At 61.5% G+C, this 13,220-nt stretch carries 13 protein-coding genes; 6 read left to right on the top strand and 7 right to left on the bottom strand.

The genetic code is table 11. The features are described from left to right. Positions 1-189: 189 nt before the first annotated feature. The 4 genes from BM131_RS11975 to xylB all read left to right on the top strand — a co-directional run bounded on the left by BM131_RS11975 (position 190) and on the right by xylB (position 4,945). On the top strand, positions 190-1,221 hold the full coding sequence (locus tag BM131_RS11975; RefSeq protein WP_090189774.1) for a substrate-binding domain-containing protein: 1,032 nt from the start codon (positions 190-192) through the stop codon (positions 1,219-1,221). A 154-nt stretch (positions 1,222-1,375) separates the two neighbouring features. Further along, complete coding sequence (locus BM131_RS11970; protein ID WP_090189918.1) at positions 1,376-2,716, top strand: sugar ABC transporter permease; 1,341 nt, start codon at positions 1,376-1,378, stop codon at positions 2,714-2,716. A 12-nt stretch (positions 2,717-2,728) separates the two neighbouring features. Beyond that, positions 2,729-3,508, top strand: a complete 780-nt coding sequence (locus BM131_RS11965) for an ATP-binding cassette domain-containing protein (protein WP_090189772.1) — start codon at positions 2,729-2,731, stop codon at positions 3,506-3,508. Further along, complete coding sequence (gene xylB / locus BM131_RS11960) at positions 3,509-4,945, top strand: xylulokinase (protein WP_090189770.1); 1,437 nt, start codon at positions 3,509-3,511, stop codon at positions 4,943-4,945. It abuts the gene before it with no gap. A 203-nt stretch (positions 4,946-5,148) separates the two neighbouring features. Here xylB and BM131_RS11955 read toward each other — a convergent pair whose 3' ends face one another. The 6 genes from BM131_RS11955 to BM131_RS11930 all read right to left on the bottom strand — a co-directional run bounded on the left by BM131_RS11955 (position 5,149) and on the right by BM131_RS11930 (position 11,017). After that, positions 5,149-6,216 (bottom strand): TRAP transporter substrate-binding protein, encoded by a 1,068-nt coding sequence (locus tag BM131_RS11955; protein WP_090189768.1) that lies wholly within the window; start codon positions 6,214-6,216, stop codon positions 5,149-5,151. A 38-nt stretch (positions 6,217-6,254) separates the two neighbouring features. Further along, positions 6,255-7,733, bottom strand: a complete 1,479-nt coding sequence (locus tag BM131_RS11950; RefSeq protein WP_090189766.1) for a TRAP transporter large permease — start codon at positions 7,731-7,733, stop codon at positions 6,255-6,257. After that, positions 7,733-8,323, bottom strand: coding sequence for a TRAP transporter small permease (locus BM131_RS11945; protein ID WP_090189764.1), 591 nt, complete (start codon positions 8,321-8,323; stop codon positions 7,733-7,735). Before BM131_RS11945 ends, BM131_RS11950 begins: the two co-directional genes overlap by 1 nt. A 133-nt stretch (positions 8,324-8,456) precedes the next feature. Beyond that, positions 8,457-8,963, bottom strand: coding sequence for a flavin reductase family protein (locus BM131_RS11940; protein WP_175499305.1), 507 nt, complete (start codon positions 8,961-8,963; stop codon positions 8,457-8,459). Further along, complete coding sequence (locus tag BM131_RS11935; RefSeq protein ID WP_090189762.1) at positions 8,964-9,860, bottom strand: aldo/keto reductase; 897 nt, start codon at positions 9,858-9,860, stop codon at positions 8,964-8,966. It lies immediately after the preceding gene. Beyond that, positions 9,857-11,017 (bottom strand): LLM class flavin-dependent oxidoreductase, encoded by a 1,161-nt coding sequence (locus tag BM131_RS11930; protein ID WP_090189760.1) that lies wholly within the window; start codon positions 11,015-11,017, stop codon positions 9,857-9,859. Before BM131_RS11930 ends, BM131_RS11935 begins: the two co-directional genes overlap by 4 nt. Positions 11,018-11,099: 82 nt before the next feature. Between BM131_RS11930 and BM131_RS11925 the strand changes: the two genes are divergently transcribed. Both BM131_RS11925 and BM131_RS11920 read left to right on the top strand, forming a co-directional pair. After that, positions 11,100-11,807: a GntR family transcriptional regulator gene (locus BM131_RS11925; protein ID WP_245754226.1), complete on the top strand. Its 708-nt coding sequence runs from the start codon at positions 11,100-11,102 to the stop codon at positions 11,805-11,807. A 1-nt stretch (position 11,808) separates the two neighbouring features. Beyond that, on the top strand, positions 11,809-12,903 hold the full coding sequence (locus BM131_RS11920) for a Gfo/Idh/MocA family protein (RefSeq protein ID WP_090189757.1): 1,095 nt from the start codon (positions 11,809-11,811) through the stop codon (positions 12,901-12,903). Between the two features lie 29 nt (positions 12,904-12,932). On the opposite strand, the gene BM131_RS11915 is transcribed toward BM131_RS11920, so the two are convergent. Next, on the bottom strand, positions 12,933-13,220 hold a 288-nt coding region (locus tag BM131_RS11915), incomplete at its 5' end, for a transposase (protein ID WP_139222572.1).

The following is a 13,220-nucleotide window of genomic DNA, read 5'->3' as shown; positions in this document are numbered from 1 at the left end:
GCGATGCACCCCCTCGGGCAGCTTCGTTGTTGCGTATTACGTCAATCTGGCGCGGTATATGCAAGATTATTCTGTTCCAGCCGATAAATTATTTTGACAACTGAATTAATTTCGGCATTTTATACAGCAGCGGGTCGCAAGGCCCCGAATCCCCGCCACAACGCGGGACATTCTGTCTGGGAGGACACCATGAACAAGCACATCCTCGCCGCCGTCATTGCGACGTGTGGTTTCAGCTCTGCGGCACTGGCCGAAAGCCACGGCATGACCGTCGGCGTCAGCTGGTCCAACTTTCAAGAAGAGCGCTGGAAGACTGACGAAGCTGCGATCAAGGCCGCTTTGGAAGCTGCTGGCGCATCCTACATTTCCGCTGACGCGCAGGCATCCGCTGCCAAGCAGCTGACTGACGTTGAAGCGCTGATCGCACAGGGCGCAGACGCGCTGATCATTCTGGCGATGGACAAGGACGCGATCGTCCCCGCGCTGGACCAAGCCGCTGCCGAAGGCATTCCTGTTGTTGGTTATGACCGCCTGATCGAAGACGACCGCGCGTTCTATCTGACCTTTGACAACAAAGGCGTCGGCACGATCATCGCGCAGACCGTCATGGCCGCACAGCCCGAAGGCAATGTCGCGATCATCAAGGGCGATCCCGGTGATCCCAACGCGCTGTTCCTGCTGGAAGGCATGATGGAAGTCCTGCAGCCCATGATCGACGCTGGCACCGTGACCATCGCTGGTGAAGCTTTCACTGACGGCTGGAAGCCAGAGAACGCTCAGAAGAACATGGAGCAGATCCTGACCTCGACCAACAACGAGATCGACGCTGTTCTGGCCGAAAACGACGGCATGGCTGGCGGCGCAATCGCAGCGCTGACCGCACAGGGCATGGACGTGCCAGTTGGCGGTCAGGACGGCGACCTTGCCGCGCTGAACCGTGTTGCACGTGGCACGCAGACTGTGTCCGTTTGGAAAAACTCCAACGATCTGGGCAAGCGCGCTGCTGAAATCGCAGTTGCTTTGGCCACTGGCACTGCAATGGACGCCGTGCCTGAAGCACAAAAGTGGGCTGGCGGCGAAAAGGGCGTTGAGATGAACGCAATCTTCCTTGCGCCAACCCCGATCACTGCTGACAACCTGAACCTTGCGATCGACGCGGGCCAGATCTCGAAAGAGCAGGCTTGTGAAGGTGCAATGGATACAGTTGCTGCCTGCCAGTAACCCTTGATCCTGCCGGCGCGGGGGAATACTCCCGCGCCGGTTTTATTTAGGTTTGACGCAGCCTTGCGTCACTTTCTTCACGTGAATGGTCGCCGGGAATGCCCCGCTGCGTGACCATCACGCCGACTTTGACAAACCCCGCGCAGGAATTGCCATGACCGATACCACGAACGCCCCCGCGGCGCCCTCGAACCCGCCGCCAAGTCAGGCGGCCCGCAAAGGCGCCTGGTCGCGCTTTTTGACAGCGACAGAGCTGGACACACGCCTGATCGGCATGGTCGCGGCCCTGATCCTGATCTGGGGCGGCTTTCATATGTATGGCGTTCTGGTCAACGGGCAGGGCTTTTTCCTGACGCCCCGCAACCTGTGGAACCTGAGCGTTCAGACAGCAAGCATCGGCATCATGGCCACCGGCATGGTGCTGGTCATCATCACCCGCCACATTGACCTGTCCGTCGGATCCATCCTTGGCTTTACCGCCATTCTGATGGGCATGATGCAGGTTAACATCCTGCCGCAGTATCTGGGCCTTGGTCATCCGGCGATCTGGATCATCACGGTCGTCTTCGGCATCATCTGCGGCATGATGATCGGCGGCTTTCAGGGCGCGCTGGTCGCTTACGGCGGCATCCCGGCGTTCATCGTCACCCTTGGCGGCCTGCTGGTCTGGCGCGGCTGCGCCTTTCTTGTGGCACGGGGCGAGACGATTTCCCCAGTGGACGCGACCTTTTCCTTGCTGGGCGGCGGACCTTACGGGTCGGTTGGCGCAACAGGATCGTGGATCGTTGGCCTGATCATCTGCGCTGGCATCGTGTTCATGATCGTGAACGGGCGCCGTCAGCGCACCAAGTTTGAATTCGCCAAGCGCCCTTACTGGGCCGATACCTTCCTTGCGGTCCTTGGCTGCGCTGCCACCGTTGGTGCCGTGCTGCTGGTTAATTCCTACTACTGGCCCAAGGGCATCGTGAAGCAGTACATCGCGGCGAACGACCTGAACGTCGAAGCAGAGACGCTGTTCATCAGCCATGGTTTCGCAATCCCCGTGCTGGTGCTGGTCGTCGTTGCTGTCACGATGAACTTTGTGATGAACAACACCCGCTTTGGCCGCTACGTGTTCGCCATCGGCGGTAACCCAGAAGCTGCCGCGCTGGCAGGCATCGACACCAAGTGGATGACGGTCAAGATCTTCGCGATCATGGGCGGTCTGGCTGGCCTGTCGGCTGTCGTCGCCTCGGCCCGTCTGAACTCTGCCACCAACGCGCTTGGGACACTGGACGAGCTTTACGTCATCGCGGCAGCCGTCATTGGCGGCACCTCGCTTGCGGGCGGTGTTGGCACGATCTTTGGCGCGATCCTTGGCGCGCTGGTCATGCAGTCGCTGCAGTCCGGGATGGTGCTGATCGGCTTTGACGCTGGCATGCAGCAGGTCGTCGTGGGTTCCGTGCTGGTGCTGGCCGTGTTCCTTGACATCCTTTATCGTCGCAAATCCAAGTAAGGGCCTGATAACATGAGTGCAAATACCCCTATCGACCGCACCGGCACCCCGCTTGTCGAAATGCGCAATATGTCGATTTCCTTCGGCGGCATTCAGGCCGTGGATGACGTCAGCATCGATCTGTACCCCGGTGAAGTTGTTGGCCTTTTGGGCCACAACGGCGCTGGCAAGTCGACGCTGATCAAGATCCTGTCCGGCGCCTATGCCGCCGACAGCGGAGAGATCTATGTTAACGGCGAGAAAGCCACCATCGACAACCCCCGCGACGCGCGGACCTACAACATCGAGACGATCTACCAGACCCTTGCGCTGGCCGATAACCTTGATGCGGCGTCCAACCTGTTTCTGGGCCGCGAGCTGACGACCAAATTCGGCATGGTCGACGACGCGCAGATGGAAGCGGAATGCCGTAAGATCATGCATCGCCTGAACCCGAACTTCCGCAAGTTCAGCGAGCCGGTCAGCGCCTTATCCGGCGGTCAGCGCCAGTCCGTCGCCATCGCCCGCGCGGTGTATTTCGACGCCAAGATCCTGATCATGGACGAACCCACAGCGGCCCTTGGTCCGCAGGAAACCCAGATGGTCGCGGAACTGGTGCAGGAGCTCAAGCGTCAAGGTCTGGGCATCTTCTTGATTTCCCACGATATCGCCGACGTGATGGAGCTGTGCGACCGCGTGTCCGTCATGAAAAACGGCCAGTTGGTCGGGACTGAAAAGGTCGAGGACGTGACAGACGACGACATCCTTGGCATGATCATCCTTGGCAAGAAACCCGGCGCAAAGGCAGCTTAAATGTATATCGGACTAGATCTCGGGACATCCGGGCTCAAGGGCATCGTCATTGACGATGCCCAAGTCGTTTTGGCGGAAGCCACTGCGCCCCTGACCGTGCAACGCCCCCATGACGGCTGGTCAGAGCAGCGGCCCGCCGATTGGATTACAGCGGCAGAGGCGGTCTTGGATAGCCTTGCGACCCAAGTCGACATGTCTGCCGTGCGCGGCATCGGCCTGTCGGGCCATATGCACGGCGCGACCCTGCTGGGCGCGGACGATGCGGTGCTGCGGCCATGCATCTTGTGGAACGACACACGGTCCGCGGCCGAGGCAGCAGAGCTGGACGCGAACCCCTATTTCCGCCGCCTCACCGGCAATATCGTGTTTCCGGGCTTTACCGCGCCAAAACTGGCATGGGTCCGATACAACGAACCTGATACATTCAAAAAGGTCGCCAAGGTCCTGTTGCCAAAGGATTACCTGCGTCTGTGGTTGACGGGTGAACATGTGGCAGAGATGTCCGACGCCGCAGGCACCAGCTGGCTGGACGTCGGCACACGGGATTGGTCGGACGAGCTGCTGTCGGCCACGGGCCTGACCCGCGATCACATGCCGCGCCTTGTCGAAGGCTCTGCCGTGTCGGGCAAAGTCCGCGCTGCATTGGGGGGCCGTTGGGGCCTTGGCGATGTCGTTGTTGCAGGCGGCGGCGGTGACAATGCGGCCAGCGCCGTGGGCGTCGGGATCGTGAAGCCGGGGCAGGCGTTTGTCTCGCTCGGCACCTCTGGCGTGCTGTTTGCGGCGTCGTCCAACTATCAACCCGATGCGGCTAGCGCGGTGCATACCTTTTGTCACGCGCTGCCAGACACATGGCACCAGATGGGCGTCATCCTTGCCGCTGCTGATGCGCTGAACTGGTGGGCCGGTGTCGCGGGCGAAGACGCGGCGACGTTGACCGGATCCTTGGGCGCGCTGCAAGCCCCGTCGCGCACCCTGTTCCTGCCGTACCTAGGCGGTGAACGCACGCCGCATAATGATGCCAAAATCCGCGGGCAATTCCTGCATCTGGACCACGCGACAGACCGCACCGCCATGACCCGCGCGGTATTGGAAGGCGTCACGCATGCCTTCCGCGATAGCTTTGACGCGCTGACCGGCACCGGCACCCGCATCGACCGCCTGATTGGCGTCGGCGGCGGCACCAAGTCGGATTACTGGGTGCAAGCCATCGCCACATCGCTGGGACTGCCGGTCGATTTGCCCGTCGCGGGCGATTTCGGCGGTGCCTTTGGCGCGGCGCGTTTGGGGCTGATGGCGGCAACTGGTGCAGGCGTCGAGGCCTGCGGCACGCCGCCCATCGCACGCACGGTGGAGCCTATCGCGGCACTGCGGGATGACTTTGATGCGGCCCATGCCCGGTATCGCGCGGGCTATGCGGCGCTGCGCGGGTTGGCCTAGCGTTTAGCGGAAAGCGGGTTGGGGGGCGCTGCCCCCGGCCTGCGGCCTCCCCCGAGGTATTTTTGACCAGAAGAAAGACGGACCGGCCATGGGAGTGTGCGGTCTTTTTTCGTGCGGATTTTTGGAGGGGTGGCGCGGCGGCCCGGTGGGCTGCGCCGTAAGAGGTGAGGGCCGCCCGCGGTTTGGCGGGCGGCCCTTTGGGTTTAGTTCAGTTCGGTTTCGTATTCGCTGGCAAGGCGGGCGTTGACGGCGTCAACGGAAGCCAGCAGCGCGTCGAGGGCTTCGGGGCCGCCATCAACGTTTTCGCGGAACCAGTCCTGCACCGGGGCGGCGGCGTCTTGGAACGCTTGCTTTTCCTCGGGCGTGGGGACGTAGACTTCACCGCCAGCAGCCGTGAAGGCGGCATAGGCGTCGATGGATTTACGCTTGGGCGAGGCGAAGGTCGCCTGCTGTAGCTGATAGAAGCCATCGGCGACGATCTTGCGCATGTCTTCTGGCATATCCATGAACTTGGCGTTGTTCATGAACCACAGTGCGCCCATGTAGGCGTGCTGGTCCAGTGTCAGATACTTCAGGCCTGCGTCTGGGAATTTCATCGACATGATGTCGGTGATGCCGTTTGCGGTGCCTTCGACGACGCCGGTTTGCAGCGAGGTGAACAGTTCGGGCCATGGAATAGCGGTTGGTGCAGCGCCCCATGCGGTCGCCAGAACCTGCGGCAGTTCAGCCGGGACGGTGCGGATTTTCAGGCCAGCCAGGTCTTCTGGCGTGTGAATGGTTTTGTTGACGTTGGCCACGTTGCGCCAGCCGCCGGTGTTGCCGATGGTCATCAGGCGGATCGCGTCGCCAGAGCTTTCGCGGACCATTTCGCGCATCGTGGCGATGAAGGGCGAGCCGTTGTCGAGCACGGATTCGGCCACGCGGTCGTCAGCCATCAGGTAGGGCAGATCGAGGACCTGCACGAAGGGGAACAGCGAGGCCGTGCCGCCGGATGTCGCGATGTAGATGTCGATGGAGCCTTCGGCGACGCCTTCAAGGCATTCCTCGCCGGTGGCGCAGAGCTGGGTGCCGATGAACATTTCGACTTCGATCGCGCCGTTTGACGCGGCTTCGACGTAGTTCTTGAACACGACCAGACCGTCGTAGTCTTCGTCATTTTCGTTGCTGTTGGCGGTGGCGCGCAGGGTATAGGTCGCGTCTTGCGCCCAGGCTGTTGCGGCTGTGCTGGCCAGTAGGGCGGCGGTCAGTGCGCCGGTGATCAGGTGTTTCATTGGTCTCTCTCCCTTGGTGGTTTTCGTGCAGTGTCGCGTCAGTTGGCAAAGCCAGTCAAGCGCGGAATCGTCATAGATATCGCGGGGATATAGGTGATCAGAAAGATCACCGCGATCTCGACCGCGAGGAAAGGCAGGATGGCTTTTGCGATGGTTTCGACCCGTTCGCCCGACACCGTCGAGGTCACGAAAAGCACCAGCCCCATGGGCGGTGTCGCAAGGCCGACGGTCAGGTTGACCGACATGATCATCGCAAAATGGATCGGGTCGACGCCGAGCGAGACGAAGATCGGGCCAAGGATCGGGCCGAGGATGATGATCGCGGGACCCGCGTCGAGGAACATGCCGACAACGAAGAGCAGGATGTTGATCAGGAACAGCAGGATCAGCGGGTTGCTGGACAGGGACAGCATGAAATCGGCAAGGATCTCTGGCGCGTAGGACAGCGATACCACGGTCTTGAACGCGACAGCCGCGCCCACCAGCAGCAGTACGGCGGCGGTGCCAAGGGCGGATTTGCCCAGCACGGCCCACAGGTCCGCAAGGGTCATGGACCGCAGCACCACAAAGCTGATCACCAGCGCATAGGCGACGGCGACGGCAGAGGCTTCGGTCGGGGTGAAGACGCCGATCAGGATGCCGCCAAGGATGATGATCGGGGTCTGCATCGGGGCCACGGCCTTTTTGCAGATTAGGCGGAAATCGTGGCTGACCCGTTTGCGGTAGCCCAGCAGGATCAGGTGGGCGGGGACCAGCATGACCCCGAACAGCAGCAGGCCGGGGACCGCACCTGCGCCGGGGATAAGGCCGGCAACCGCATACATGATATAGGCAAAGTTCAGGCGCAGCAGGGCAAAGCTGACCCAGTATTCGACGCGGCTGATGGTCTGGCCGGGGTGGACGATGCGTTCGGCCTTGGGAAGGTCATAGCGGTCGGCCATGAACCAGACCGTTGCCATCAGGCCAAGGCCGATCAGGATGCCCGGCACGATGCCCGCAAGGAACAAGGCGGCGACAGACTCGCCCATGACATAGGCGTAGATGATCATGATGCCGGACGGCGGGATGATCGGGCCGATGACGGAACTGGCCGCGGTGATCGCAGCGGCAAAGCGGCGGGTATAGCCGTTCTGTTCCATCGCGGGGATCAGGGTAGAGCCGAGGGCCGAGACGTCGGCGACGGCAGAGCCGGACATGCCCGCGAACAGAAAGCTGGACAGGATATTCACATGGGCCAGACCGCCGCGCAGATGCCCGATGAAGGCTTGGGAAAATTCCACCAGGCGCATCGTGATGCCGCCCCGGTTCATGATTTCGCCGGCCAGCATAAAGAAGGGCAGCGCCATTAGCGGGAAGCTGTCCATGCCGTTGTAAAGGTTGCGGTATAGGCCCGCGACGACATTGCGGGCGTCGCCTTCGATCATGATCATCGCGATGGGGGACACCATCAGTGCAAAGACGATGGGCAGGCCGAAAAGGATCAGGATCAGGAAAAGGGGAAGGAATAAAAGCAGCATTATTCAGCCATCACAGTCTTATCGGCCAGCGGTGTCAAACGCGCAGCCCCGCCCAGCAGGGTAATGATCTGGCGCAGCATCAGTTCGATGTTCACAAGGATCAGCAGGGTGACGCCCACGAAGAGCGAGGCAAACATCCATTGGTTCTTGAACTTGATGCTTTCGCCGCCGAATAGGTCCAGCGGCACACGCAGGGATGGCATGGTGCCGCGCCCGGACAGGCTAAAGACGTGGTTATTCAGGCCGCGGTCCCACATGACGCACAGCACCCAAAGCGATAGGGACAGCAGCACAAGGGTCAGGATGCCAGCGGCAATGCGGGGTAGGGCGCGTTCGACCATGTCAATCGCGACAAAGCCGCCCTGACGGTAGGCGACGGGGGCCATCAGCCCGGTCATCCACAGCATGCCAAAGCGCGCGGCCTCTTCGGTCCAGCGCGGGGCGTCGTTCAGGACATAGCGGAAAAACACCTGCCCCAGAATGAAGCAGACCATCGCTGCAAGCAGCGCAACAGCGATTGTCCGGCCGACGGCCAGCAATCCGGTGTTCAGACGTTGCAAGGGCCAAAGGACCCCAAACAGGACCGGCATGCCGGCTCCTCCCCTGTTGTGCCCAGTGCGGGCGTGGCCGATTTTTCGGCGAAAAATCAGGTAGGGGGGGCCAGCCCCCCGTCGCTGCGCGCCTCCCCCCGAGATATTTTTAACCAGGAGAAGGCGGATATCGTTAGTCTGTCTGCGTGAAGGCACCGTATTTGCCCGCGTGGAAGACAAGCGGGTCACCGCCGCCGTGGTGGGCCTTGGTGACGCGGCCGACGACGATGACGTGATCGCCTGCGTCATGGGTGGCTTCTAGGTTGCATTCAAAGGTCGCCAAAGCGCCTTCGATGATCGGCATACCGCAATGGGACAGGTGCATCGGCACCTTAGAGATCGCGGTCTTCGACCCGATAATCGCGGTGCAGATGTCGCGCTGATCGGCGGACAGCACATGCACGGCAAAGCGGCGCGCGCCGGCGAAATGCTCGAACCGTTTGCTGGATTTTGCCGGCGACCACAGCACCATGGGCGGGTCAAGCGACACGCTGGCAAAGCTGTTGGCGACGATGGCGACCGGACCGTCTGGGCTGTCGGTCGTGATCACCGTCACGCCGGTGACAAATGTGCCCAAAGCGCCGCGAAAGCTGTCCGCGTCGCTGGCGGGATCGAACGTGCTGATTGTACCTGCGTCCATTTATGCAACCTCGTGTCCGAGGGCGGCGGTATAGAGCTGATACCACGCCTGACGGCTCATTTTAACTTTCATGGCGTCCGCCAGAGTGGCGATACGGCTCAGCGTATTGGTGCCCATGACGGGCAGAATATTGGCAGGATGCGCCAGCAACCAAGCCACCGCAATGGCCGCTGTGTCGGTGCCGGACTCTTCTGCCATTTGGGTCATCAAGGCATGCAGATTTGGCCCGCCAGCGCTGTCCATCAGCCGGCCGCCGCCAAGGGGCGACCATGCCATGATCGGCTTGGCGTGCTGCTGCAGGTGCGCGACATCGCCGTTCACGAAGGGCGCGATGTTGGCGAGCGACAGTTCGATCTGGTTGGTCGACAGCGGGGTGTCCATGCCGGATTGCAGCAAGGACCAGTCCCACGGGCGAAAGTTCGACACGCCGACGGCGCGGACCTTGCCGGATGCGACCAGATCGTCCAGCGCGCGGCCGGTTTCCAGGTGGTCCATCAGCGGATCGGGGCGGTGGATCAGCAGCATGTCGATTTTATCGATGCCCATCAGCGACAGCGACGCATCAACCGACGCGTTAATATAGGCGCGGCTGGTGTCGTAATGCTTGACCGTCGCGCCAGCGTGGCGGCCAGCGTCGATCACGATGTCGCATTTGGTCACGACCTCGATCTTGTCCTTCAGGGCGGGGGCCGCTTTGAGCGCCGCGCCCATGATTTCCTCGGCCATGTAGCCGCCATAGATGTCGGCCTGATCCATCGTGGTGATGCCTTGGTCAAGGCAGGCTTCGATCTTGGCCTGCACATGCGCGGGGCTGGTGTCATCGTCATCGCCAAGGCGCCACATGCCATAGACGATGCGGCTGAATTCAACGGAATCGGTGATCTTGATGCGGTTCATATCCGGGGTCCTGCGCCAAGCGGCGTCTGCGGTGTGGTCGTTGGCACCCGGCCATAAGCTTCGGGCAGTGAACAAGTTTTCAAGTGCGGCATGACGCGGCTGCCGAAGTGCTGCGCCTCTTCGATATGCGGATAACCAGAGAAGATGAAGGCGCGGATGCCCATCTTTTGGTAATCTTCGATCTTGGACATAATCTGATCCGTGGACCCGACAAGCGCTGCGCCGCAACCGGACCGCGCGCGGCCAATGCCCGTCCACAGGCCCGGTTCGGTATAGCCGAATTGGTCGGCCAATTCGCGGGCGCGTGCCTGATGGGCGACGCCAAGGCTGATGCTGTCATGGGCGCGGTCGCGGATCAGTTTGCCGTATTCGTCGTCCAGCTTGCTGGCGATATATTCGGCGTATTCCTTCGCCTCGGCCTCTGTGTCGCGCACGATCATATGGACGCGCAGACCGTAATCCAGCGTGCGGCCGTGGGCTTCGGCGCGGGCATGAACGTCTTTCATGCGCTGCGCCAGAACGTCCTTGGTTTCCGGCCACATCAGATAGACGTCGCATTGTGCGCCGCACAGTTCCAGCGCATCGGGGGAATAGCCGCCGAAATACAGCAGCGGGCCACCCGTCTGATAGGGCGTCGCAGGTTCAGTGGGAACGTCTTTGAAATCATAGACTTCGCCGCTGAAGTTAATCTTGTCACGCGTCCAAGCCTGACGCAAAATCTCGACCACTTCGTGGCTGCGGCGATAGCGAAATGCGCTGTCAGCCTTTTCACCGGGGAAATCGCTGCTGATCACGTTCAGGGTCAAACGACCCTTTAGCATGTGGTCCAGCGTGGCGACGGTGCGGGCCAGCATGATCGGCTGCATTTCCCCGCACCTGATGGCGGCAAGAAAGTTGATGCGGTCCGTCAGCGGCGCCATGGCGGCGACATAGGACAGCGTGTCTTGGCCGACCTGATAGGACGACGGGGCCAGCAGGTTGCGAAATCCCTGACGCTCTGCCTCTAGGCCGATGTCGCGGCAATGCTCCCAGCTGGAACGCAGATCGCCGTCTGGCACGCCTAGGAATTGGTAGTCATCAGAGCATAGCGCAGAGAACCAGGACACCTCTGCTGCGTCTAAATCGCGGCTGGTGACGGGGACAACAGTATCGGTCATGGCGGCTCCTCCCGCTGGTGTTGGGGCTTGCATAGCATGGGATTTGGAGTGTAACAATAGTGTATCAATTTGGAATATTACTGTGCCGCCCAAGCCCCCTTTGCCCAAATACGTGCAGGTCAGCGAACGTCTGATCCGTGAAATCGCAGCGGGCCACTTGGCCGATGGCACCCGGCTGCCAAATGAACGCACGATGGCGCAGGATCTGGATTTATCCGTAGGAACGCTGCGCAAGGCATTGGCATTGCTGACAGAACAAGGATTGCTGGTCCGCGTCCAAGGGTCGGGGAATTACATCCGCCAGCGCCCTGATGTGCAGTCGGTCTATAGCTTCTTTCGCCTTGAACGCCCCAATGGCGGCGGCTTGCCAACGGCCACCGTGCTGGACGTGACGCTTTGCCCAAAACCGCAGGATGCACCCGCTTTTGGTGCCGCCGCGCAAGGCTGGCGTATCCGCCGTTTGCGCCGGATTGACGACGTGCCGATCGCGGTCGAGGAGATCTGGCTGGACGCCGCCCGCGCGGCGCGGCTGTCGGCGGATGATCTGTCGGATTCGCTGTATCGCCATTATCGCGACCGGCTGGGGCTGGTGATCACATCTGTCGAAGACCGCATCGGTTTGCGCGCTGTGCCAGATTGGGCCCCGCCGGATTTTGCGGTGAAACCGGGCACGATGTCGGCCCATATCTCGCGCGTCAGCCGGGCTGCGGACGGCGCACGGGCAGAGTTTTCACGCACATGGTTCGATCATGAAAGGGCGCGGTACGTATCGCGCATGGGACGAGGATAAAATGTCGAAAGTAATGAACTACGGGCTGATTGGCTGCGGGATGATGGCGCAAGAGCATGTGCGCAACATTGCCTTGCTGCCGGATGCCGCCGTCGCGGTCGTTTACGATCCGGTGGATGATCTGGCGCAGGCCGCGGCGCGCCTTGCGGGCGGCGCACGCGTCGCGACCAGCCTTGACGATCTGTTGGGGCAGGCGGATTTGGACGCGCTGGTCATCGTCAGCCCCAACGACTGCCACCTGCCGCAACTGCGCCAGATCGTGGCGCAGCGCCCACTGCCGATCCTGTGCGAAAAGCCGCTGTTCGTAGACCCCGCCGAGGCGGCAGAGGTCGAAGAGTTGTTCCGCGATTACCCGCACCCGGTTTGGGTCGCGATGGAATACCGCTACATGCCCCCCGTTTCTGCCTTTGTTGCGCAGGCCGAGGCTGCGACGGGCGGCATCAAGATGCTGACCATCCGCGAACACCGCTTTCCGTTCCTGCCCAAGATCGGCGACTGGAACCGCTTTAACGCCCGCACCGGCGGCACGCTGGTGGAAAAGTGCTGCCACTTCTTCGACCTGATGCGGCTGATCGTGCAGTCAGAGCCGGTGCGCATCATGGCCAGCGGCGGGCAGGCGGCGAACCATCTGGACGAATCCTATGACGGGCAAACGCCTGATATCTGGGACAACGCCTTTGTCATCGTCGATTTCGCCAATGGCACCCGCGCCATGCTGGAACTGTGCATGTTCGCCGAAGGCGCCCGTTTCCAAGAGGAAATCTGCGCCCTTGGCCCGCAAGGCAAGATCGAAGTGCAGGTGCCCGGTCCCGGCCGGTTCTGGCCGTCCGCCTTGGGCGCGGCCCCGATCCCAACGCTGACCGTCAGCCCCCGCGATCCCAAGGGGCCGTATACGGTAGAAATCCCTGTTGATCCGCTTTTGCTAGAGGCAGGCGATCATAACGGCGCGACCTTCTATCAGCACCAGCGGTTTGCCGCTGCCGTGCGGGCAGAGGCGGGCGTGGAGGTCACAGTCAAAGACGGCGCGATGGCCGTGCGTATGGGCATGGCAGCCCAGCAATCCGCGCTGACCGGTCAAGCGGTCACGCTGATCTAAGAGTCTGATTCAAAACTAACTGCACCTTCTCAATCCCTTGCGAGATGCCGTGTGACGCGTCTGATGTGTGCGATGAGGATCCAAGCCTCTGCGCTTGCGATGGATTTTTCCCAATCTTTCGATAGGCGGCGACATCGGTTCAGCCAGGCGAAGGTGCGCTCGACGACCCACCGTCGCGGCAGCACTTCAAAGCCCTCCGCGGTGTCAGAGCGTTTGACGATCTGGACGGTCCATCGGCCGAGGGCCTTTAGCGCGTCCCGCAGTTTGGGCCCTGCATACCCGCCATCCGCAAATACATGTCGCAATGATGGATAGCG

Origin of the sequence: Loktanella salsilacus (assembly GCF_900114485.1) — a bacterium.
Classification (GTDB): domain Bacteria; phylum Pseudomonadota; class Alphaproteobacteria; order Rhodobacterales; family Rhodobacteraceae; genus Loktanella; species Loktanella salsilacus.
The sequence above is the reverse complement of the archived record's forward strand: the minus strand, read 5'-3'. Positions and strand labels throughout refer to the sequence as shown.

Excerpts from the sequence above, each read along its gene's own strand:
- BM131_RS11950 (WP_090189766.1), bottom strand. The coding sequence starts at position 7,733 with ATGCTGCTTTTATTCCTTCCCCTTTTCCTGATCCTGATCCTTTTCGGC.
- BM131_RS11940 (WP_175499305.1), bottom strand. The coding sequence starts at position 8,963 with ATGGACGCAGGTACAATCAGCACGTTCGATCCCGCCAGCGACGCGGAC.
- xylB (WP_090189770.1), top strand. The coding sequence starts at position 3,509 with ATGTATATCGGACTAGATCTCGGGACATCCGGGCTCAAGGGCATCGTC.
- BM131_RS11975 (WP_090189774.1), top strand. The coding sequence starts at position 190 with ATGAACAAGCACATCCTCGCCGCCGTCATTGCGACGTGTGGTTTCAGC.
- BM131_RS11930 (WP_090189760.1), bottom strand. The coding sequence starts at position 11,017 with ATGACCGATACTGTTGTCCCCGTCACCAGCCGCGATTTAGACGCAGCA.
- BM131_RS11965 (WP_090189772.1), top strand. The coding sequence starts at position 2,729 with ATGAGTGCAAATACCCCTATCGACCGCACCGGCACCCCGCTTGTCGAA.
- BM131_RS11920 (WP_090189757.1), top strand. The coding sequence starts at position 11,809 with ATGTCGAAAGTAATGAACTACGGGCTGATTGGCTGCGGGATGATGGCG.
- BM131_RS11955 (WP_090189768.1), bottom strand. The coding sequence starts at position 6,216 with ATGAAACACCTGATCACCGGCGCACTGACCGCCGCCCTACTGGCCAGC.
- BM131_RS11970 (WP_090189918.1), top strand. The coding sequence starts at position 1,376 with ATGACCGATACCACGAACGCCCCCGCGGCGCCCTCGAACCCGCCGCCA.
- BM131_RS11945 (WP_090189764.1), bottom strand. The coding sequence starts at position 8,323 with ATGCCGGTCCTGTTTGGGGTCCTTTGGCCCTTGCAACGTCTGAACACC.
- BM131_RS11935 (WP_090189762.1), bottom strand. The coding sequence starts at position 9,860 with ATGAACCGCATCAAGATCACCGATTCCGTTGAATTCAGCCGCATCGTC.